This is a genomic window from Streptomyces sp. CBMA291 (assembly GCF_014596525.1).
Lineage (GTDB): Bacteria > Actinomycetota > Actinomycetes > Streptomycetales > Streptomycetaceae > Streptomyces.
In genome coordinates this window covers 46400-67612 of record NZ_MSJP01000089.1, presented here as the reverse complement: position 1 = coordinate 67612, position 21213 = coordinate 46400, and the positions used below count along the sequence as shown (strand labels likewise).

At 73.6% G+C, this 21213-nt stretch carries 13 protein-coding genes, 1 pseudogene and 4 riboswitches; of the genes and pseudogenes, 12 read left to right on the top strand and 2 right to left on the bottom strand.

What is annotated here, in order from left to right; translation table 11 throughout:
* The first annotated feature begins 201 nt into the window (after positions 1-201).
* From BU197_RS21560 to BU197_RS21550, 3 genes and pseudogenes are all read left to right on the top strand, one after another.
* Positions 202-2571 carry a glycosyl hydrolase family 18 protein gene (locus BU197_RS21560; protein WP_188269946.1) on the top strand — a complete coding sequence of 790 codons (2370 nt, stop codon included), beginning with the start codon at positions 202-204 and terminating at the stop codon, positions 2569-2571.
* Between the two features lie 245 nt (positions 2572-2816).
* A riboswitch (cobalamin riboswitch) is annotated at positions 2817-2965 on the top strand.
* A gap of 186 nt (positions 2966-3151) precedes the next feature.
* Entirely contained in the window at positions 3152-5470 is a 2319-nt protein-coding gene (gene metE / locus BU197_RS21555; RefSeq protein WP_188269945.1) for a 5-methyltetrahydropteroyltriglutamate--homocysteine S-methyltransferase, read from the top strand.
* 255 nt (positions 5471-5725) lie between these two features.
* A pseudogene (locus BU197_RS21550) lies at positions 5726-6058 on the top strand (acyl-CoA thioesterase); the annotation flags it as partial.
* Between the two features lie 78 nt (positions 6059-6136).
* Here the strand turns inward: BU197_RS21550 and BU197_RS21545 are convergent.
* Positions 6137-7549: a hypothetical protein gene (locus BU197_RS21545; protein WP_188269944.1), complete on the bottom strand. Its 1413-nt coding sequence runs from the start codon at positions 7547-7549 to the stop codon at positions 6137-6139.
* 137 nt (positions 7550-7686) lie between these two features.
* Positions 7687-7762, bottom strand: a riboswitch (cobalamin riboswitch).
* A 93-nt stretch (positions 7763-7855) separates the two neighbouring features.
* Positions 7856-7996, top strand: a riboswitch (cobalamin riboswitch).
* 172 nt (positions 7997-8168) lie between these two features.
* Here BU197_RS21545 and BU197_RS21540 point away from each other — a divergent pair.
* The 9 genes from BU197_RS21540 to BU197_RS21500 all read left to right on the top strand — a co-directional run bounded on the left by BU197_RS21540 (position 8169) and on the right by BU197_RS21500 (position 19727).
* Complete coding sequence (locus BU197_RS21540; protein ID WP_223184113.1) at positions 8169-11021, top strand: prenyltransferase/squalene oxidase repeat-containing protein; 2853 nt, start codon at positions 8169-8171, stop codon at positions 11019-11021.
* Positions 11018-11989 (top strand): hypothetical protein, encoded by a 972-nt coding sequence (locus BU197_RS21535; protein WP_188269943.1) that lies wholly within the window; start codon positions 11018-11020, stop codon positions 11987-11989. The genes BU197_RS21540 and BU197_RS21535 overlap by 4 nt, the downstream gene beginning before the upstream one ends.
* Before the next feature lie 4 nt (positions 11990-11993).
* Positions 11994-13202, top strand: coding sequence for an energy-coupling factor transporter transmembrane component T (locus BU197_RS21530; protein ID WP_411158515.1), 1209 nt, complete (start codon positions 11994-11996; stop codon positions 13200-13202).
* On the top strand, positions 13199-14932 hold the full coding sequence (locus BU197_RS21525) for an ABC transporter ATP-binding protein (protein ID WP_188269942.1): 1734 nt from the start codon (positions 13199-13201) through the stop codon (positions 14930-14932). The genes BU197_RS21530 and BU197_RS21525 overlap by 4 nt, the downstream gene beginning before the upstream one ends.
* 125 nt (positions 14933-15057) lie before the next feature.
* On the top strand, positions 15058-15804 hold the full coding sequence (locus tag BU197_RS21520) for an ECF transporter S component (protein WP_223182692.1): 747 nt from the start codon (positions 15058-15060) through the stop codon (positions 15802-15804).
* Between the two features lie 31 nt (positions 15805-15835).
* Positions 15836-16327: a DUF4430 domain-containing protein gene (locus BU197_RS21515; RefSeq protein WP_188269941.1), complete on the top strand. Its 492-nt coding sequence runs from the start codon at positions 15836-15838 to the stop codon at positions 16325-16327.
* A gap of 91 nt (positions 16328-16418) precedes the next feature.
* Positions 16419-16543: riboswitch (cobalamin riboswitch) on the top strand.
* A gap of 90 nt (positions 16544-16633) precedes the next feature.
* Positions 16634-17680, top strand: coding sequence for an ABC transporter substrate-binding protein (locus BU197_RS21510; RefSeq protein ID WP_188269940.1), 1047 nt, complete (start codon positions 16634-16636; stop codon positions 17678-17680).
* Positions 17681-17961: 281 nt separating this feature from the next.
* Positions 17962-18939: a FecCD family ABC transporter permease gene (locus BU197_RS21505; RefSeq protein ID WP_317452063.1), complete on the top strand. Its 978-nt coding sequence runs from the start codon at positions 17962-17964 to the stop codon at positions 18937-18939.
* Complete coding sequence (locus tag BU197_RS21500) at positions 18936-19727, top strand: ABC transporter ATP-binding protein (protein WP_188269938.1); 792 nt, start codon at positions 18936-18938, stop codon at positions 19725-19727. The genes BU197_RS21505 and BU197_RS21500 overlap by 4 nt, the downstream gene beginning before the upstream one ends.
* 79 nt (positions 19728-19806) lie before the next feature.
* On the opposite strand, the gene BU197_RS21495 is transcribed toward BU197_RS21500, so the two are convergent.
* The gene (locus tag BU197_RS21495; RefSeq protein WP_411158514.1) at positions 19807-20631 is read right to left on the bottom strand and encodes an SDR family oxidoreductase; all 825 of its coding nucleotides are present in this window, start codon (positions 20629-20631) and stop codon (positions 19807-19809) included.
* Between the last annotated feature and the right edge of the window lie 582 nt (positions 20632-21213).

Sequence of the window (21213 nt, the reverse complement as noted above, 5' to 3'; positions counted from 1 at the left end):
TCACCGCGGGCTCCTTCGCGGTCCAGACCTGTTGACGCATTGGTCCAGACCTTCTACGTTGTGGGGCGTCCCGACCGAAGGTGGCGTCCGGTCCGCGCACCGGTTCCGCCTCGCTCTCCGGCCTGCCTTCCACCGGGTCACGCAGACGTACGCGCACGGTTCACCTCACCCCTGTACCACCCCACGATCGCAGGGAGAACCATGTTCCACAGGCGCAGACCACTTTCCGGCATCGTCGGCAGATCGGCACGGACCGGCACCACGGCGACGGCATCCTCCCCCGGCACCGGCGGCACCCGACGGCTGCGGCGGCGGGTCGCCGCGGCCGGTGTCACCCTGCTGCTGCCGCTCGCGGGGCTCACCGCTCTCGCCGCACCCGCCCAGGCCGCCGGAACCCTGACCGCCTCCTTCAGCACCCAGGACAACGGCTCCTGGTGGAAGGGGACGTACATCGTCCGCAACACCGGTACGGCCCCGGTCAACGGCTGGACCCTGGAGTTCGACCTGCCCGCCGGAGTGACCGTCTCCGGCAACTACAACGGCGAGGTCACCGTCTCGGGCCGCCATGTGACCGTGAAGAACGCCTTCTACAACGCCAACGTCCCCGCGGGCGGCAGCACCGAGCCGTACAGCTACTGGTTCACGGCGAACGGCACCCCCGGCGCCCCGACCGGCTGCACCGTCAACGGCGACAAGTGCGACGGCAGCCCCGACGTGCCGCCGACCGCCCCCGGAGCGCCGACGGCCACCGCGGTCACCTCGCGCACGGTCGCCCTGAGCTGGCCCGCCGCCACCGGTGGCGACTACCCGGTGACCTCCTACGAGGTGCTCAACGGCTCGACCGTCGCCGCCGTCGCGACCGGCACCTCCGCGACCGTCAACGGCCTCACGCCCGCCACGCAGTACACCTTCACCGTCAGGGCCAAGGACGTCCGGGGCAACACCGGACCGGCCGGTCCCCCGCTCACCCTGAAGACGGTGGACCCGGCGACCGACCCGACGCCGCCGACGGCGCCGGGCAACCTCCGTTCCACCGGCAAGACCGCCTCCACCGTCGCCCTGGCGTGGGACAAGTCCACCGACAACGTCGCCGTGGCCGCCTACGACGTCTACCGGGGGTCCACGCTGGTCAAGACGGTCGGCGCGAACACCCTGGCCGCCACCGTGGAGGGGCTCTCCCCCGCCACTCCGTACGCCTTCACCGTCAAGGCGCGGGACACCGCCGACAACTCCTCGGCCGCCTCCAGCGCGCTGACCGTGACCACCGACGACGTCGCGGGCGCGGGCAAGCAGCTGAAGGTCGGCTACTACGCGCAGTGGGGCATCTACGGACGCCAGTACTTCGTGAAGAACCTCGACACCAGCGGCGCCGCCGCCAAGCTGGACGTCATCAACTACTCCTTCGAGAACATCGACCCCAAGAACCTCACCTGCCAGGCGGGTGTGACCAAGGGCGTCTCCGCCAACCCGCAGGACCCGGACGAGGGAACGGGAGCCGGTGACGCGGACGCCGACTACGCCCGGCCCATGTCCTCCGCCCAGTCCGTGGACGGCGTCGCCGACGACGGCTGGGGCAAGCTGCGCGGCAACTTCAACCAGCTGAAGAAGCTGAAGGCCAAGTACCCCAAGCTGAAGGTCGTCGTGTCGCTCGGCGGCTGGACGTACTCGAAGTTCTTCTCGGACGCCGCCGCCACGCAGCAGTCCCGGGAGAAGTTCGTCAAGTCCTGCCTCGACGTGTGGATCAAGGGTGATCTGCCCGCCTACAACGGCGCGGGCGGTCCGGGCACCGGAGCCGGCATCTTCGACGGCATCGACATCGACTGGGAGTGGCCCGGCTCCGACGGCCACCCGGGCAACCACTACGGGCCGCAGGACAAGGACAACCTGACCGCCCTGCTCGCCGAGTTCCGCAAGCAGCTCGACGCGCTCGGCGGCGAGCACAAGCTGCTCACCGCGTTCACCCCGGCCGACCCGGCGAAGATCGCCGCGGGCTGGGACCTCACCAAGATCTTCGACTCCCTCGACTACGCCAACGTGCAGGGGTACGACTTCCACGGCGCGGGCAGCGACAACTCCTGGGAGCCCAACCGGGTCGGCCACTCGTCCAACCTCTACACCGACACGCAGGACCCGTACTCGTTCCACTTCAGCATCGAGAACGCCATCAACGCCTACCTCGACGCCGGGGTCAACCCGCGCAAGCTGACCGTGGGCTTCCCGTTCTACGGGCGCGGCTGGCAGGGCGTCACCGACGGTGGCGTGAACGGTGAATGGCAGGCAGCGGGCGGCGCCGCGCCCGGTCAGTTCGACACCGAGGCCGGGGTCAGGGGCTACAACAACCTGATCACCAGCTACCCGGGCATGGTCGTCCGGCACGACGAGCAGTCGATCTCGACGTACGGCTACACCGGGGCCAACGGCCAGTGGTGGTCCTTCGACGACACCTGGTCGATCGGCAAGAAGACCGCCTGGATCAAGTCCAAGGGTCTGCTGGGCGGCTTCGTCTGGGAGATGTCCGGTGACACTCCGAGCGGTCTGCTGATGAACGCGCTGGACAGCGGACTGAAGTAACCGGCCCGGAGCGAAGGGACGGCAGCACAGGGAGAAAGAGCGAGTGGCCCGGTGGGGACCGGGCCGCGCACCGGGCCCGGACGGGCGGTCGGAAGGCCGCCCGTCCGGGCTCTTTTCCCGTACGGCCGCGCGCCGTGTCTCACGTCACGGTCCGCATCGTGGATACGGGGCCTCGTGCGGCCTCCTCGCGCCGTAGGGTGGCGCGTGCAGCTGGTTCGCCCCGTCCGCCAGACGGGAGGCGTCGCAAGAGGGAACCCGGTGGGAATCCGGGACTGCCCCGCAGCGGTGAGCGGGAACGACCGCCGTCATACGCACTGGATCCGGGACGGGTCCGGGAAGCGACGGCCAGTAGGAGTCCTCCACGAGGAGGGCGTGCCCGCGAGTCCGAAGACCTGCCCGTTGCCCGCACGCGGACGATTCCGCGCGCGGACATCCCGGTGACCTCGAGGGCGGGTCGGCGTACACACCAGGCGGAGCAGTGTGCCCACCGCGCACGCGTTCCCCGCCCGGCTCGTCGCCCCTTCGCGTCTCTCGTCCCGTCGCCGGGACCTCAGGGATTCATCTCGCGAAGGAGATCTCCGTGACCACGAAGTCCGCAGCCGCGGCGACACGGGCCACCGTGTACGGCTACCCCCGTCAGGGTGGCGACCGGGAACTGAAGAAGGCGATCGAGGGGTACTGGAAGGGCCGGGTCTCCGCCGACGACCTCCACGCCACCGCCGCCGGACTGCGCCGCGCCCACTGGCGGCAGCTCGCCGATGCGGGCGTCACCGACGTGCCGACCGGCGACTTCTCGTACTACGACCACGTCCTCGACACCACGGTGATGGTGGGCGCCCTCCCCGCCCGGCACCGGGAGGCGGTGGCCGCCGACCCGCTGGACGGCTACTTCGCCATGGCCCGGGGCACGCGGGACGTCGCCCCGCTGGAGATGACCAAGTGGTTCGACACCAATTACCACTACCTCGTCCCCGAGTTGGGTCCCGGCACGGTCTTCGCCGCCGACTCCTCACGGCAGGTGGCCCAGCTGGAGGAGGCCCTCGCGCTGGGGCTCTCGCCCCGGCCCGTCCTCGTCGGGCCCGTCACCTATCTGCTGCTCGCCAAGCCCGCCCCCGGGGTGGCGGCGGACTTCGACCCGCTGACCCTGCTCGACCGGCTGCTGCCCGTGTACGCCGAAGTCCTCGCCGACCTGCGGGCGGCCGGCGCCGAGTGGGTGCAGCTCGACGAGCCCGCCCTGGTGCAGGACCGCACCCCGGCCGAACTGAGCGCCGCCGCCCGCGCCTTGCGCGACCTCGGCGCCGTCGAGGACCGGCCGCGGCTCCTCGTGGCCTCCTATTTCGACCGGCTCGGCGACGCCCTGCCCGTCCTCGCCAAGGCGCCCGTCGAAGGTCTCGCCCTCGACTTCACCGGGCCTGCCGCCGCCAACCTGGACGCCCTCGCCGCCGTCGGCGGGCTGCCCGGCAAGCGGCTGGTCGCGGGCGTCGTCGACGGCCGCAACATCTGGGCCGCCGACCTGGAGAAGTCCCTGGCCACCCTCGGCACCCTGCTCGGTCTCGCCGACCGCGTCGACGTCTCCGCCTCCTGCTCGCTGCTCCACGTCCCCCTCGACGCGGCGGCCGAGAAGGACATCGACCCGCTGATCCTGCGCTGGCTCTCCTTCGCCCGCCAGAAGACCGCCGAGATCGTCACCCTCGCCACCGGCCTCAGCCGGGGCACCGGCGCCATCGCCGGCGAGCTGGCCGCCAACCGCGCCGCGCTCGCCTCCCGCGCCGGCTCCCCGATCACCCGTGATCCCGCCGTACGCGCCAGGACCTCGGCCGTCGCCGACGGGGACGGCCGCCGCTCCCTTCCCTACCGGGAACGCGCCGCCGCCCAGCGGGCCCACCTCGCCCTGCCGCCGCTGCCGACCACCACCATCGGCTCCTTCCCGCAGACCGACGCCCTGCGCGTCGCCCGCGCCGACCTGCGCGCCGGGCGGACCGACACCGCCGGATACGAGGAGCGCGTCCGCGCGGAGATCCGGGAGGTCGTGGCCTTCCAGGAGAAGACCGGCCTCGACGTCCTCGTGCACGGCGAGCCCGAGCGCAACGACATGGTGCAGTACTTCGCCGAGCGGCTCACCGGCTACCTCGCCACCCGGCACGGCTGGGTCCAGTCCTACGGCACCCGCTACGTCCGGCCCCCGATCCTCGCCGGTGACATCTCGCGCCCGGAGCCGATGACCGTCCGCTGGACGACGTACGCCCAGTCCCTCACCGGCAAGCCGGTCAAGGGCATGCTCACCGGGCCCGTCACCATGCTCGCCTGGTCCTTCGTCCGCGACGACCAGCCCCTCGGCGAGACCGCTCGTCAGGTGGCCCTCGCCCTGCGCGACGAGGTGGCCGACCTGGAGGCCGCGGGCACCGCCGTCATCCAGGTCGACGAGCCCGCGCTGCGCGAGACGCTTCCGCTGCGGGAGGCCGACCACGCCGCGTACCTCGCCTGGGCGACCGAGGCGTTCCGGCTCACCACCGCCGGGGTGCGGCCGGAGACCCAGATCCACACCCACATGTGCTACGCCGAGTTCGGCGACATCGTGCAGGCCATCGACGACCTCGACGCCGACGTCATCAGCCTGGAGGCCGCCCGCTCCCACATGCAGGTCGCCCGCGAGCTCGCCGCCCACGGCTACCCGCGCGAGGCCGGGCCCGGCGTCTGGGACATCCACTCGCCGCGCGTGCCCTCCGCCGAGGAGGCCACGGCCCTGCTCCGCGAAGGGCTCCGGGCGATTCCCGCCGAGCGGCTCTGGGTCAACCCCGACTGCGGTCTGAAGACCCGTGGCTGGGAGGAGACCCGGGCCTCCCTGGAGAACCTCGTCGCGGCGGCCCGGACCGTCCGGGGCGAACTGTCCGCGTCCTGACGAGACCCCACCGGTCCCGGCGGCCGGAGGCGGAGCGGTCCACGGGCCGCCCCGCCTCCGGCCATCCGTCCGGGACCGTCGCCGCCCGCGCCTCCGCGATCCGGACGCGCGGGCGGCACCCCACCGAGATGAAGGAGAGCTGACGTGGCCGATCCCACCGTCACCCCCCCTGGCCCCACCGCCCCCGCCGCGACGACGCCCGTCACCCGTCAGGTCAAGACGCCGGACGACTCACGGGTGGTGCTCGCGCACATCATGAGCGAGCACGACACCAATCTGTACGGCACCATCCACGGCGGTGTGATGATGAAGCTGATCGACGACGCCGCGGCCGCCGCCGCCGGACGGCACGCCGGAGGCCCGGCCGTCACCGTCTCGGTCGACCGGATGACCTTCCTCGCCCCCGTACGGGCCGGGGACCTGCTCAGCGTCGAGGCGGGACTGGAACGGGCCGGGCGGACCTCCATGACGGTCGGGGTCCGGGTGACCGCCGAGCGGTGGAACCACTCCGGTCCGGCGACCGAGGTCGCCACCGCGTTCCTGACCTTCGTGGCCATCGACACCGAAGGGGCCCCGCGCCCGGTCCCCGCGCTCGCCGCGAGCCTGCCCGCGCCGGTGTGAGAGCCCGGTCCTGCCGGGGCGGGTCCGCCCTGGCAGGACCGGCTGTCAGACGCCCCAGCGCAGCGCGATCGTGTCGCCGACGCCGATGGACTTCTCGCGGGTGGCCGCCGTGAACGCGGAGCCGTCGACGCTCGCCTTCCAGGTCCCGGAGCCGCTGTTGGCCTTGCCGTTCACCGTGGTGATCGTGCCCGTGCCGGAGGACGGCGTGAGTCCCGTGACACACCCGGCGGGCGCGCCCGCCGTGACGGCGGCGTCGAGGACCGCGCCCAGCGTGGTCGTCGTACCGGTGGGCGTGAAGGAGACGGAGCAGACCTTCAGGCCGCCCGCGCCGTCGTCGACGGTGAGGGCCAGCCTGGTGGCGGTGCCGGAGGCGAAGGAGGACTGGGCGACCCACCGGGTGGCGCCGGAGGTGACCGGGACCGGCGGGGCGGAGGTGAAGCCGCCGCCCGCGACGGCCCGCAGGGCGTCGAGGGACGCGTAGGCGGAGGCGCCGGTGTCGGTGGGCTTGTACTTGAAGCCACCGGCCGGTTTGTACTGGTTGGCGAGGAGGAAGTCGACCGGGGTCTTGCCGCTGGGGGTGGTGAAGTCGGTGGACTGCGGGTCGATGCCGCAGGCTTCGAGCCCCGATATGCCCCAGCCGTTGGAGCTGGTGTTGACCCCGTACAGGGAGTTGAAGGCGCCGGTGCCGTCGACCAGCTTGTCCTTGAGGAAGGCCTTGGCCTGGACGATGTCGGTGTCGGTGTTCGGCACGCCCGAGACGCAGAGGGCGGCCATGGCCGCGCCCGTCATGTCGATGTCGCTCGCGGAGCCGAGACCCGTGGGGCTGCCCTCGACCTTCTGGTAGGTCCAGCCGCCGTCGTCGTGCTGGTTGGCGCGGAGCCTGGCCACGAGCGCGTCGGTGAGGGCCTGCGGGACGCGCCCGCCGCCCGCCTGGGTCTTCGCGCCGCCGAGGGCGAGGGCGGCGAAGACGGTGCCGTTGAAGTTGGCGGAGGGGCCGAAGTAGCCGGGCTCGGCGGTCTGCCAGTAGCCGTAGATGTCGGCGATCAGATTGCGGGAGGCGGAGACGCGGGCCGGGTCGATGCCCGCCGCGTACGCGTTGAGCGTGCCGCGCTCGTAGTCGGTGACGACCGGGGAGGCGGAGGGCCAGGTGGAGCCCGACAGGAGGGTGCGGTAGACGGTGCGCGCGTTCTTCGTCGTGTCGCCGCCGGGGGCGACGTCGACGACGGCCGTTCCGGCGGCGGCGAAGGCACTGAACGCCCACTCGTTGGAGAGGCCCGATCCGGCGTAGGAACCGTCCGCCCCCTGGAGGGTCTTGAGGTAGGCGACGCCGTTGGTCCTGGACGTCGCGATCTGCGCCGGGGTCGAGGTGGCGAAGGCGGGCAGGACGCCCAGCGCGAGCGCGCCGAGCGCCGCCGGGGTCGCGAGCGCGAGGCGTCGGGAGGTTCGGGAAAGGGGCACGGGCTGCTCCTGGAGTCGGCGGACGCCGACCGCTCCGGCCCGTGCGAGCCGCGCGCCGAGGGGCGCCGGGACGGCAGGGCCAGGGGGCCGCCGTCCGCATGCGCGTGGTACGGCTCTCTGTTGGTTCCGTGCCGTCGGGGCATTCGGGCTCGGCACGGCACGAAGCCGTCCCACACCGCTGCGCGTCAGCCCCGGATTCCCACCGGGTTCCCCCCTCTGGCGATTCGGGACGCTACCTCAGCCCGGCGAGGTCCGCCACTGTCCGTGAGCCCGTGAACTCGCAGGAAGGGGGCAGGTCTTGACTCCGTAGCCGAATCCCTGTTCCATGTGCGGCTGATACGCACTCAGCCTCAGGGGAATCCGGTTCGACGCCGGAGCTGACCCGCAACCGTAGGCCCGGCACCGTCCGGGCGAGCCGGAATACCTGTGGCCCGGGAAATTCGAACCATCGAGCACCAACGCCGTCGTGGACTACGGCGTGGCCGTCCCCGCCCCCTTCGGCATCGCCTCCGGGGGGCGTCCGCGCCGCGCGCCCGCGTCCGTACGGCAGAGACGAGGGGCCGTGCACAGCGGACAGGCGACGCGAGCGAGAGCGGGGACGAAGGGGCGTCTCCTCGCCCTGACGACGGCCGCCCTCCTCGCCACCGGCACCGGGGTGGCCTTCCTCGCCTCGGCACCGGTCGCGAAGGCCGACCCCGTCGAGCGGTGCACGGCCACCACGGGCGCCGTCGTCGCCGTCGACTTCGGCCCCTTCGGCGGCGGGATCGAGCGCGGCTGCGACACCACCCCCACCACCGGCTACGAACTGCTCTGGTCGAGCGGCTTCACCACGGCGGGGACCGTCCACGACGGCCCCGGCTTCCTCTGCCGGATCGGCAACGCCGGATTCGCCGGTGGTACGCGGTTCCCGACCCCGGCCACGGAGCCGTGCGACGTCACCCCGCAGGCCACCGCCTACTGGTCGTACTGGACGGCCTCGCCCGGCCAGAAGAAGTGGAAGTACAGCAACTACGGCGCCATGGCGCGTCAGTTGAAGCCCGGCGACGTGGACGCCTGGGTGTTCGGCGCGACCGACATCGGCGGCGGCAACGGCGGGCCCGACTTCACCCCCGACCAGGTCCGGGCCGGTGGCTCCGGTCCCGCGCCGGAGCCCTCGGGCCCGCCGGTCCCACAGATCCCGCGCGCCGAGGTCGACCTGCCCGCCGCCACCCGCTGGCTCACCGGCCGTCTCAAGGACGGCGAGCGGGTCGTCGACGAGATCGACGCCTATCTGAGCTACCAGGCGACCGCGGAGGACGCCCTCGCCCTGGCCGCCACCGGCGCCGACGCCACCGCCGCCACGGTCGCGGGCGTGCTCGCCCGGCCCGAGCACCTCGGCGCGTACGCCTACCCGGACGGCACGGACAGGGCGCCCAACTCCACGGCCGCGGCCCGGCTCGCCCTGGTCGCCGAGGCGACCGGCGGCGACCCGCGCTCCTTCGGCGGCCGCGACCTGCTCGCCGACCTGGCCGGGAACGTCTGCGCCACCGGCCCGACGACGCCGAACTGCTCCACCCCCGGCGACTTCCCCGTCTCCGGCCGCGCCGCCGGAAAGGCGGAGGGCCAGGCCCTGGCCGTCATCGCCCTGACCGGCCGCGGCGTCACCCCGCCCGCCGAGGCCGTCCGCCGCCTCACCGAACTCCAGTGCGACGACGGCGGCTTCACCAGCATGCTCATCCGGCCCGGCGAGTCCTGCGAGAGCGAGGCGGGCGCCACCGGCCTCGCAGTGATGGCGCTGCTGCGCGCGGGCGGCCACCCCCAGGCGGTCGCCGACGGGCGGGACTACCTGCGCAAGGCCCAGTCGGACATGGCGAGCGGCGGCCTGCCCGCCGTGTACTACGCCATGGTGAGCAGCCCGTACGCCACCGGGCTGGCCGCGCAGGCGCTGCGGGCGCTCGGCGACACGGAGCGGGCCGACGCCGCCGTCTCCTGGCTCTCCGGGCAGCAGCTGCCGGAAGGCGGCTTCTCCTTCGAGGAGGAGGACGCCACGGCCCGGATCGTCTCCACCGTCCCGGCCACCGTCGCGGGCGCCCGCACCGACCTGCTGCGGCTGACCGCCGAGGAGACGACACCGCCGACGTTCCCCACGCCCACCCCGACGCCCGGCACCCCGAGGCCGACCACGCCGAAGCCGACGGCCACCACGCCGAAGCCGACCCCGACCGGCCCGGTCATGCCCTCGGGACCGGCCCCCGACCTGGCCAAGGCGACCGCGTATCTGACGGATCCCGCCCGGCTGCTCCAGGGCCACTACTACGCCTCCGACCCCACCGGGCGGGCCGACTTCGGCATGACCATCGACCTCGTCTACGCGCTCGCCGCCACCGGCACCGACGACGCCACCCTGCGCGGAGTCGTCGACTTCCTGGACGGCCGGGGCGAGGACGCCGCCGGGCGGACGATCGGCGACTACACCGGGGCGGGCACCACGCACCCGGTGGGCGGCGCCCTCGGCAAGACGGCGCTGGCCGCGCAGTCCGTCGGACGCGACGCCCGCGACTTCGGCGGCCAGGACCTGATCCGGGCCCTCGCCGAGGAGACCTGCGCCGCCAGGACCCCGGAGTCGGGCCGCCCCTGCGCCGCCAAGGGCGCCTACACCAACGCGAGTTCCGTCTTCGACCAGTCCCTGGGCGTCATCGCCCAGCTCCGGGCGGGCGAGACGGACGCCGCGAGCGTTCCCACCGCCTATCTGAAGAGCCTCCAGCGCCCCTCGGGAGCCTGGGGAAGCCTGCTCGCCGTCCGGAGCGGCGACGAGGTGGACTCCACCGCGATGGCCGCGATGGCCGTCGACCTGCTGCCGGACGCCGCCTCCCAGGCGGCCGTGGACAAGGCACTCGTCTGGCTGGCCGGACGGCAGTACGCGGACGGCGGCTTCCCCGGCGCCTCCGGCAACTCGGTGAACTCCACCGCCCTCGCCCTCCAGGGGCTGGCCCTGGACGCCCCCCGGTACCAGGCGCAGATCGCGAAGGCCCGTGCCTTCCTGCGCGCGCGGCAGAACGCCGACGGCGGCTTCGACACCGTCGCGGGCGACACCCAGGGCTCGGACGTCCGGGCGTCCGTGCAGGCGCTGGGCGGCACCGACGGAGTCTCCTTCGCCGTCCTCGACCGCGACCTCGACGGCGCCGCCCCCCGGCCCACGCCGACCGGCACCCCGCACCCGTCCTCCTCCGCGACCGCCCCGGTGATCATCACCCCGGGCGAGGACGGCGGCACGGGCGGCGGGACCGGCGGCACGGCGGCCGGTGGGACCGGCACCGTCGACGGCACGGCCACCGGCCGGTCCGGCGGCGGCCAGGGCGAGGGCGGACACCTCGCCGCGACCGGTCTGCGCACCCTGTGGCTCGGCGCGGCGGCGGCGCTGCTCGCCCTCGGCGGCTACGCCGTGACCCGTGCCTCCCGGCGCCACCGGACCGCGCCCGGGGGCACCCGATGACCCTCTCCCGTACGGTGGCCGCGCTCGTGCGGACCGCGGCCGCCCTCGGGCTCGTGGTGGCGGCGGGCGCCGCCACCACGAGCCCGGCCTCGGCCGCCCCCCAGCCCATGGGCCGGTGCACGACCGGTTCCGGCGTGGTCCTGGCCGTGGACTTCAGTCACTGGGGCGGCCCCGTCTACCGCTCCTGCGGGACCACCCCCACCACCGGCTACGAACTCCTCAACCAGGGCGGCTGGCGCACCACCGGGACCGGCCACGACGGTCCGGCCTTCATCTGCCGCATCGGCTACAGCGGCCACCAGGGCGGGAAGCAGTACCCCACCCCGGCCCAGGAGGACTGCGTCCTCACTCCCCCGGCGTCCGCCTACTGGTCGTACTGGCACGCCGACCCGGGCGCGAACGACTGGGAGTACAGCCGGCTCGGCGCGATGCTCTACAAGCCGAAGCCCGGCAGCGTCGACCTGTGGATCTTCGGCGGCACCGACATCGGGGGCACTCAGGGCCGTCCGGCGCTCACCCCGGACCAGCTCCGCGCGCACAACTCCACGCCCACCGGGGGCGGTTCGCCCGCACCGAAGGACACCCGGACCGCCGCTCCGCCGCCGGGCACGGACACCGGCCCGGCACCCGACCGGCCCGCGCCGACCACGCCCCGGACCGCCCCGCCGGTACCGACCACCGCCCCGCCGCCCGCGAGCCCGACGCCCACCCCGGCCACCCCGACACCGACCACGCCGACGCCGACCCCGCCGCCGAGTGCCACGTCGTCCGCGCCCGTCCCGACCGCCCCTACCGCCCCTACCGTCACGGCGACGGATTCCGGGGCGCCCCGGGTCGTCGACGCGGCGCCCGCCGCCGACGCCCCGCACGACGCGGGCTCGTTCACGCCGGTCGTCGCGACCGGCGGTCTCGTCCTGCTGATCGGCGGCGGGGCCTGGTACGCGGCCAAGCGCCGCCGCACGGAGTAGCCGGGTGGCCAGGACCGACACCGGCACGCCGCCCGCGGGCCCGTCCCCGTCCCCCGTCCGGGCGGACGCGGGCGGCCGGAGGCTGCCCCGCACCCTGCACCCGGTCGCCTGGTGGATCTGGGCCCTCGCCCTGGCCACCGCGGTCAGCAGGACCGACAACCCGCTGCTGCTCTTCCTGGTCCTCGCGGTCCTCGGATACGTCATCACCATGCGCCGCACCGAGGCCCCCTGGGCCCGGGGCTTCGCGTACTACCTGTATCTGGCGCTGACGGTGGTGGCGATCCGCGTGGTCTTCCGGGCGGTCTTCGCCACCGGCATCACCCCGCACGACCACTTCCTCTTCGCCCTGCCCACCCTCCCCACCCCCGACTGGTACGCGGGCATCCGGATCGGCGGCCCCGTCTCCCTGGAAGCCCTGCTCTCCGCCGCGACGGACGGGCTCCGCCTCGCCTGCATGCTCTGCTGCGTCGGCGCCGCCAACACGCTCGCCAACCCCAAGCGGGCCCTTCGGGTACTCCCCGGCGCCCTGTACGAACTCGGCGTCGCCGTCACCGTGTCGATCAGCGTCGCGCCCCAACTGGTCCAGAGCGTCCAGCGGGTGCACCGCGCGCGGAAGCTGCGCTCGGGCCGCGCCAAGGGCCTGCGCGCGCTGCGGGGCATCGTCGTCCCCGTACTGGAGGACGCCCTGGAGCGTTCCCTGCGGCTCGCCGCCGCCATGGACTCGCGCGGTTACGGCCGGGCCGGGACGGCCACCCGTGCCTCGCGCCGCGCCACCGGCGCCCTGATGCTGCTCGGCATGTGCGGTCTGTGCACGGGGGCGTACGGCCTGCTCGACGCGACCGCGCCGAAGGCGCTCGGGCTGCCCGCCATGGGAGTGGGCGCGCTGTTGTGCGGGGCTGGGCTGCGGCTGGGCGGCAGGCGGGTGACCCGTACCGCCTACCGGCCCGATCCCTGGCGGTTCGCGGAGTGGGCGGTCGCGGGGTGCGGGGTGCTGTCGGCCGTGCTGCTGTTCGCGAACGCGGGCTTCGACGCGGCCGAACTCAACCCGTCGATCCATCCGCTGAGCTGGCCGACGCTGCCGCTCGTCCCGGCCGCGGCGATCCTCCTGGCGGGGGCCGCCGGGTTCCTCGCCCCGCCGCCGGGGCAGCCGCCGCGCGCGACCGCCGCCCCGGCGTCCCGTACTCCCGCACCACGCCCCGAGGAAGCCCCGTGATCACCTTCGAGCAGGTCTCCGTCCGGTACGAGGACGCCGCCGCACCCGTGCTGAGGGACGTCGACCTCACCGTCGAGGAGGGGGAACTGTGCCTGGTCGTCGGCCATACGGGCGTGGGGAAGTCCACGCTGCTCGGCGCGGTCAACGGCCTGGTGCCGCACTTCACCGGCGGCACGCTCCACGGCCGGGTCGTGGTCGACGGGCGGGACACCGCCACGCATCCGCCGCGTGAACTCGCGGACGTCGTCGGCGTCGTGGGGCAGGACCCGATCGACGGGTTCGTCACCGACACCGTCGAGGAGGAACTGGCCTACGGCATGGAGCAGTTGGCCGTTCCCCCGGCCACCATGCGCAAGCGGGTGGAGGAGACCCTCGATCTGCTCGGTCTGGCCGACTTGCGTCACCGGGCCCTGCACGAGCTGTCCGGCGGGCAGCAGCAGCGCGTCGCGATCGGCTCGGTGCTGACCGCCCACCCCCGGGTCCTCGTCCTCGACGAGCCCACCTCCGCGCTGGATCCGACCGCCGCAGAGGAGGTCCTGTCGGCGGTGACCCGGCTCGTCCACGATCTCGGGGTCACCGTGCTCCTCGCCGAGCACCGCCTTGAGCGGGTGGTGCAGTACGCGGACCGGGTGCTGTATCTGCCCGGGGACGGGCGCGTGGTGGACGGCCCGCCCGCCGAGGTGTTCCGTACGACGTCGGTCGCCCCGCCGATCGTCGAACTCGGCCGGGCGGCCGGATGGGCGCCGCTGCCCCTGTCCGTACGGGACGCGCGCCGGGCCGCCGCGCCGCTGCGGTCCCGGCTGGCCGGGACGACACCCGTACCGGCCCGGCCCGTACCGCCCGCCGAACGCCCCGAGCTGCTCACGGCGCGCGGGGTCACCGTCTCCTACCGGGGCGTGCCCGCCGTGCGCGAGGTCGATCTGCGGCTGGCCGGGGACGAGATCACGGCCCTGATGGGGCGCAACGGTTCCGGCAAGTCGTCCTTGCTGTGGGCGCTCCAGGGGGCGGGGGCGCGCTCGGCGGGCTCGGTGCGGGTCCTGCGGCCGGGGGCGGCGGGCGCGGCCGATCCGCGTGACCTGTCCGCGTCGGAGGCCCGGGGGCTGGTGGGTCTGGTGCCGCAGACGCCCACCGATCTGCTCTATCTGGAGTCGGTGCGGCAGGAACTGGACCAGGCGGACAGCGAGTCCGGTACGGCGGCGACGGGGACGACCGCGCGGACCCTGCTGGACCGGCTCGCGCCGGGGATCGCCGACGACCTGCATCCCCGTGATCTGTCGGAAGGGCAGAAGCTCGCCCTCGTGCTGGCCATCCAGCTGGCCGCCGCGCCGGTGGTGATGTTCCTCGACGAGCCGACCCGGGGGCTCGACTACCGGGCCAAGGAGCAGCTCGAACGGATCGTGGGCGAACTGGCGGCCGAGGGGCGGTCCGTGGTGATCGCCACCCACGACGTCGAGTTCGTGGCCCGAGCCGCCGACCGGGTCGTCGTCATGGCGGAGGGGGACATCGTCGCGGACGGGCCGACGGCGGAGGTCATCGTCGCCTCGCCGGTGTTCGCCCCGCAGACGGCCAAGATCCTCGCGCCGCTTCCGTATCTCACCGTCGCCCAGGCGACGGCGGGTCTCACGGCCGCCTCCGGAGCGACCACCGCCGGTACGCCCACTACCGGGACGCGCACTACCGGTACGTCCGCCGCCGGTACGTCCGCCGCCGGGCGGGAAGGGACGGCATGAGCGGGCACGCCTCGGACGACGGCGTCCTGCCCGTGACGCCCTCCAAGAGGAAGGGCTCTTCCGGGGAGGGACGCCGAAGCGATCCGGCCATCCGGATCGGTCCCCGGGCGCGGATCGTGATCGCGATGGCCGCCCTCCTCGGCCTCGTCGCGTTCTTCTGGCCGTTCGTGGTGGCGCCGGGGACCTTCGGTTCGAACTACGCGCCGCCGCTGATCTTCGGCGTCCTGCTCGCGGTCGTGCTGTGCGTGGTGATCTCCGAGATCGCCGAGGGCGGGATCGACTCCAAGGCGCTCGCGATGCTCGGGGTCCTGTCGGCGGTCAACGCCGCGATCCGTCCGCTGGGCGCGGGCACGGCGGGCATCGAGTCGGTCTTCTTCCTGCTGGTGCTCGCCGGGCGGGTGTACGGGCCAGGGTTCGGCTTCAGTCTCGGCTGCACCTCCCTCTTCGCCTCCGCACTGATCACGGGCGGGGTCGGGCCGTGGATGCCGTACCAGATGTTCGGCTGCGCATTCGTCGGCATGCTCGCGGGGTTCCTGCCGAAGGCGACCGGGCGCCGCGAGGTCCTGCTGCTCGCGGTCTACGGTTCCCTCTCCGGCTATCTCTTCGGCTTCCTGCTGAACCTCTCCTTCTGGCCCTTCTCCCTCGATCCGAACAGCTCGATCGCGTATCTGCCGGGGCTGCCGTTCACCGAGCAGTTCCAGCGCTATCTCGCCTTCGACCTGGCGACCTCGCTCGGCTGGGACACCGGCCGCGCCGTCACCAATCTCGTCGCCCTCACCCTGGCCGGCCCCGCCGTGCTCACCGTCTTCCGCCGCGCCGCCCGCCGGGCCCGTTTCCAGGCTCCGGTCCGCTTCACGCGCCGCGACGGCTGAACCCCACCACCCGCACCCGAGAGGAACGCCCATGTCCCGCGCCCTGCTGCGCCGTGCCACCGTCTCCGCCGCCGTCCTCGGCACGCTCTTCGCCACCGCCGCCCCGGTCACGGCCCAGAGCGACGCCGTCGCGTTCACCAACGCCCCGGTCCGGGTCACCGTCACCGTCCAGGGTCCCGACGGGCTGCTGTTCCGGAAGAAGATCCTCACCTGGGGCCATGACGTGACCGCCGCCACGGGCGGCACCCACAAGTGCGACGGCACCAACGGCGGCGCCCACGCCTCCAAGGTCCCGACCCCGACCGCCGCCCTCGACCACGCGGCCAAGCGCAACGGCTTCACGTGGGACGGCGCCTGGTACGCCTCCTTCGACGACTACTTCGTGAACACGGTCAAGGGGGTCGACGGCGGTGCCTCGGCCTACTGGAACATCGCGGTGAACGGTACGTCGACCCCGGTCGGCGGCTGCCAGTTCGCGATAGGGAACGGCGACGAGGTGGCTTTCACCTGGACTTCCTTCTGACGGGCGGCCACCCGGGCACGGAATCCGCCTGTGGTAGCTTGCCCAGGCCAGTCGCACCTGTGTACGTATCGACACGGTATGTGCACGGGTCAGGGAATCCGGTGGGAATCCGGAGCTGACGCGCAGCGGTGAGGGTGACGGGCGGAGCATCGGCCACTGGGCCCCGAGGGGGCCTGGGAAGGCGCTCCGTCCGAACGACCCCGAGTCCGAAGACCTTGCTGGCGGCCCGGGTGACGTACGCCGTCGCCCGGGGAGCACCGTACGACAGGCTCCGCGCATGGGCCATGACGCCAGAGGACTTCTTCCGTGCCGTTCGTCCGTTCCCTCCGTTCCGCCGTACTGCTCGTGGCCGGTGCCGTACTCGTGGCCGGCTGCGGCTCCGGCAGCACGCCCGCCGCGCCCGAGGCGAAGGGGACGGCCTCCGCCGGTTTCCCCGTCCGGCTCGACGCCAACTGCGGACAGCGGGTCGAGGTCGCGCACCCGCCCCGGCGTGCCGTCGCCCTCGACCAGGGATCGGCCGAGATCCTGCTCTCGCTCGGTCTCGCCGACCGCATGGTGGGCACCGGCACCTGGACCGACCCGGTCCTCAAGGGCCTTGAGAAGGCGAACGCCGCGGTCCCCCGGCTCTCCGACCAGTACCCGTCGTTCGAGACGGTCCTGGACACCGAACCCGACTTCGTCAGCGCCACCTTCCTCTACACCCTGGGCAAGGGCGGTGTGGCGCCCCGGGACCGGTTCGCCAAGCTCGGCGTGCCCACGTACCTCTCCCCCACCGACTGCGTCGGCAAGGACAACAGCGGCGACGGCGACGGCATCCGGAACCGGCCGCTGACCATGGACGTCGTGTACGGCGAGATCCGCGACCTCTCCCGGATCTTCGACGTGCCCGAGCGCGGCGAGAAGCTCGTCGGCGAACTCCGCGCCCGGGTGGCGAAGGCCAAGGCGGGCGCCGACTTCGCCGACGCGTCCGTCCTCTACTGGTACTCCGACTCCCAGGGCCCCTACATGGCCGGATGCTGTGGCGCGCCCGGCATCGTCAGCGGGGCGCTCGGGGTGCGGAACGTCTTCGACGACACCAAGGAGGAGTGGCCGCAGATCAACTGGGAGACCGTCGTCGACCGCGACCCCGACGTCCTGGTGATCGGCGACCTGACCCGCGAGACCCAGTCGGCCGAGAGCGCCGCGAAGAAGATCGAGTTCCTGGAGTCCCACCCCGTCACCCGGAACATGACGGCGGTGCGGAAGAAGCGGTACGTGATCCTCAGCGGCCAGGCCCTGAACCCCACGATCCGCACCGTCGAGGGCATCGAGAAGGTGGCCGCCGCACTGCGGACGTACGGGCTCGCGAAGTGACCCGCCCCGGCCGGGGGACGCCGGGCACGGACGAAGCACCCGCAAACGGTTCGGGCGGTTCGGGCGGTTCGGGCGGCGACGACCTCACGAAGGTCGCGGGCCGTACGGGCGACGCCCCGGCTCGTGTGGAGGACGCCGTGGACCGTGCAGGGGATGCCGCGGGTCGCGCGGGGGCGGTGGGTGGCGCGGGGGCGGTGGGTCTCTCCCTCCGGAGCGGGGCCGCGAGCCGTTCCGGACGGCGTGTCTCCCGGGCGCTTCCACCCTTCGCCGTCGCGACCGGAATCGTCCTGCTGTGCGCATCCGTCGCCCTCGCCCTCACCATCGGGCCCGCCGACATCCGGGTCGCGGACGTCTGGTCCGCCGTCGCCTCGCATCTCGGCGGCGAACCCTCCGGGCTGAGCGCGATCCGGGACGGCATCGTCTGGGACCTGCGGCTGCCCCGGACCCTCCTCGCGGCGGTCTGCGGGGCCGGACTCGCGGTCTGCGGGGTGGTGATGCAGTCCCTGCTGCGCAATCCGCTCGCCGATCCCTTCGTCCTGGGCGTCTCCTCCGGCGCCTCGACCGGGGCGGTCGCGGTGATCGTGCTCGGGGTGGGCGGCGGGGCGGTGTCCGTCACCGGGGGCGCCTTCCTCGGCGCGCTCTGCTCCTTCGCGCTCGTCCTGCTGCTGAGCCACACGCTGGGCGGTTCGACCGACCGGGTCGTCCTCGCGGGGGTGGCGGCGATGCAGCTCTTCTCCGCCCTCACCTCGTTCGTGGTGATGACCGGTGCCGACGCCGAGACCACCCGGGGCGTGCTCTTCTGGCTGCTCGGCTCGCTCTCGGGGGCGGGGTGGCCGGAGGTCGGGGTGTGCGCCGCCGTCCTGGCGGTGGTGCTCCTCGTCTGCGGTGGGCACGCCCGTACGCTCGACGCCTTCGCCTTCGGCGAGGACGCGGCGGCGGCGCTCGGCGTCTCCGTGGCCCGGACCCGGCTCGTACTCCTCTCGGTCACCGCGCTGCTCACGGCCGTCCTGGTGTCCTCCGCGGGGGCGATCGGCTTCGTCGGTCTGGTCCTGCCGCACGCGGTCCGCGCCCTCACGGGGCCCGGTCACGCCCGGCTGCTGCCGCTGTCCGCGCTGGCCGGGGCGGTCTTCCTGGTGTGGGCCGACACCCTCGCCCGTACGGTCCTCGATCCCCGGGAAGTCCCGGTCGGCGTGGTGACCTCGCTCATCGGCGTCCCCGCGTTCGTCCTCGTGCTCTACCGCACCAGGACCGGCCGGTGACCGGCGGTCAGGGGCTGCGGGCCGACCGCGTCTCCCGTACGGCGGGGGGCGCGCTCGTCCTGGACGGGGTGACGATCGCGCCCCGCCCCGGCACGCTCACCGGGCTGCTCGGCCCGAACGGTTCGGGGAAGTCGACCCTGCTGCGCGTCCTGGCCGGTGTCCTCGCGCCGGACGGCGGGGTGGTGACGCTGGACGGGGACCCGCTGGGCTCCGTTCCGCGACGGGCGCTCGCCCGGCGGGTCGCCGTCGTGGAGCAGCACGCCGACACGCAGGTCGAGCTGACCGTGGCCGACGCGGTACGTCTCGGCCGTATCCCGCACCGGCGGGCGTGGTCGCCCGCGACGGGCGCCGACGAGGAGGCCGTCCGGTCCGCGCTGGCCCGTACGGGTCTCGCCGACCGGGCCGACCGTGGCTGGCGCACGCTCTCGGGAGGGGAGCGGCAGCGGGTGCAGATCGCCCGCGCGCTGGCCCAGGAGCCGCGCGAGCTGCTGCTCGACGAGCCGACGAACCATCTCGACATCCAGCATCAGCTGGACCTCATGGCCCTGGTCTCGGGGCTGCGTCTCACCTGTGTCATGGCCCTGCACGATCTCAATCTCGCGGCGATGCACTGCGACCATCTGGTGGTGCTGCGCGAGGGGCGGGTGGTGGCGGCGGGCCCGGTGACCGACGTCCTCACGGAGCGGCTGGTGGCGGAGGTGTACGGCGTCCGCGCCTCGGTGACCCATCCCGGCCCGGACGGGCGCCCCCACATCCGCTTCCTCGGCGGCTCGCACCGGAGCGGGTGAGCGCGCCTGCCGCCGGGGGCCGGACACGGGCCGCCGCCCGCGCGCCCTCCGGCGGGGCGGGATCGGCCCGGTGGGGCGGTCACGCGCTTCCCGACGAGGAGAATCCGCCGTCGCTCGTCAGCAGTTGTCCGTTGACCCACTGTCCTTGCGGAGAGCAGAGGAATTCCACGAGGTTTCCGGCGTCCTGCGGAGTTCCCGGGCGGTTGAGCGGTGTCCGCCGGAGAATGTGTTCCCGTACTTCCTCGGTCATCCAGCCGGTGTCCACCGGACCCGGGTTGACGACATTGGCGGTGACGCCGAGCGGGGCGAGTTCGTGGGCGGCGGCCAGGGTGATGCGGTCGAGTGCTCCCTTGCTCGCGCCATAGGGGAGATTGCCCACGGTGTGGTCGCTGGTGAGGCTGACGATCCGTCCGTTCCCGGGAATTCCGGTGAAGCGCCGGCCGAACTCGCGGATCAGCAGCCAGGTGGCGCGCGCGTTGACGGCGAAATGCCGGTCGAAGCTCTCGACCGTGGTGTCGAGCAGACCGGAATCCACCGATTCACAGTGACACATCACCAGGGCGGTGACCCCGCCGAGTCGGCGTTCGACCTCGTCGAAGACGCGGGCGGGCGCCTGCGGGTCCATCAGATCGGCCTCGACGGGCAGGGATTTCGCGCCGTGCTCCGCGAGTTCCCGGCCGATCGTCTCTGCCGCCCCTTCCTCGATTCCCCACTCCATGCGCCGGTCATAGGGGGTCCAATAGGTGAAGGCGATGTCCCAGCCCGCCGCCGCGAGTCGACGGGCGATGGCGGCGCCGATGCCGACCGTGCGCCCGACACCGGTCACCAGCGCCAACGGCCGGGGCCCGGCGGGGCTCTGTTCCTCGTTCGTATTCCGGCTCGTATGCGTATGCGTATGCGTCACGGCTGGCGATCGTCCGCGACGGGTGCGGTGGGGGCAAGCGGTTTTCCGCCGCCGGACAGGCCGCCCTCCGATGGGTGTGAACTTGGCGTTCGCGGCGGCGCCGCGACCGGCGGGCGGCCGAATCGGACTCGTTGTCAGAGGCGTCCGGCGGTCGGCCCGGGGTGTTCGGGTCTCTCGGGACGGTGTCGGAGGGCGGCGCCCGCGTCTGTCTCCTGGAGTACGAGGAGACGAACGGGAAGCCGGGCCGCCCGGGACGGGACCGGCCCCGGCGAGGCGTACCACGTCGCGCTCGGGGTCGGGGTCGGGGTCGGGGAGGAGTTCTTCGGGATCTCGCTCCCCCGGGAGCCGATCGTCGACGGGGTCCTGCCGGCCGTACTCCTCGAAGAGGGGTAGCCGCCCCGCCCGCCCACGCTTCCTGCGCCCCGGAGGCCAGGAGGCTCAAGGGGCCCGGGAGGCGTGGGGCCCGGGAAGCGAGGGGTGCGGCAGGGGCGGGAAGGTAAAGCGCAGGAAAAGTCCTCAAGGGGGTGCTGCGGTTCCCACACGGAGCGTTCGCGCCGTCTTATCGCGTTCTTAACCCCCGAA

What these genes read in the sequence shown, in the direction of transcription:
- BU197_RS21560 (WP_188269946.1), top strand. Translation starts at nt 202, where the DNA reads ATGTTCCACAGGCGCAGACCACTTTCCGGCATCGTCGGCAGATCGGCA.
- BU197_RS21535 (WP_188269943.1), top strand. Translation starts at nt 11,018, where the DNA reads ATGACCCTCTCCCGTACGGTGGCCGCGCTCGTGCGGACCGCGGCCGCC.
- BU197_RS21520 (WP_223182692.1), top strand. Translation starts at nt 15,058, where the DNA reads ATGGCCGCCCTCCTCGGCCTCGTCGCGTTCTTCTGGCCGTTCGTGGTG.
- BU197_RS21515 (WP_188269941.1), top strand. Translation starts at nt 15,836, where the DNA reads ATGTCCCGCGCCCTGCTGCGCCGTGCCACCGTCTCCGCCGCCGTCCTC.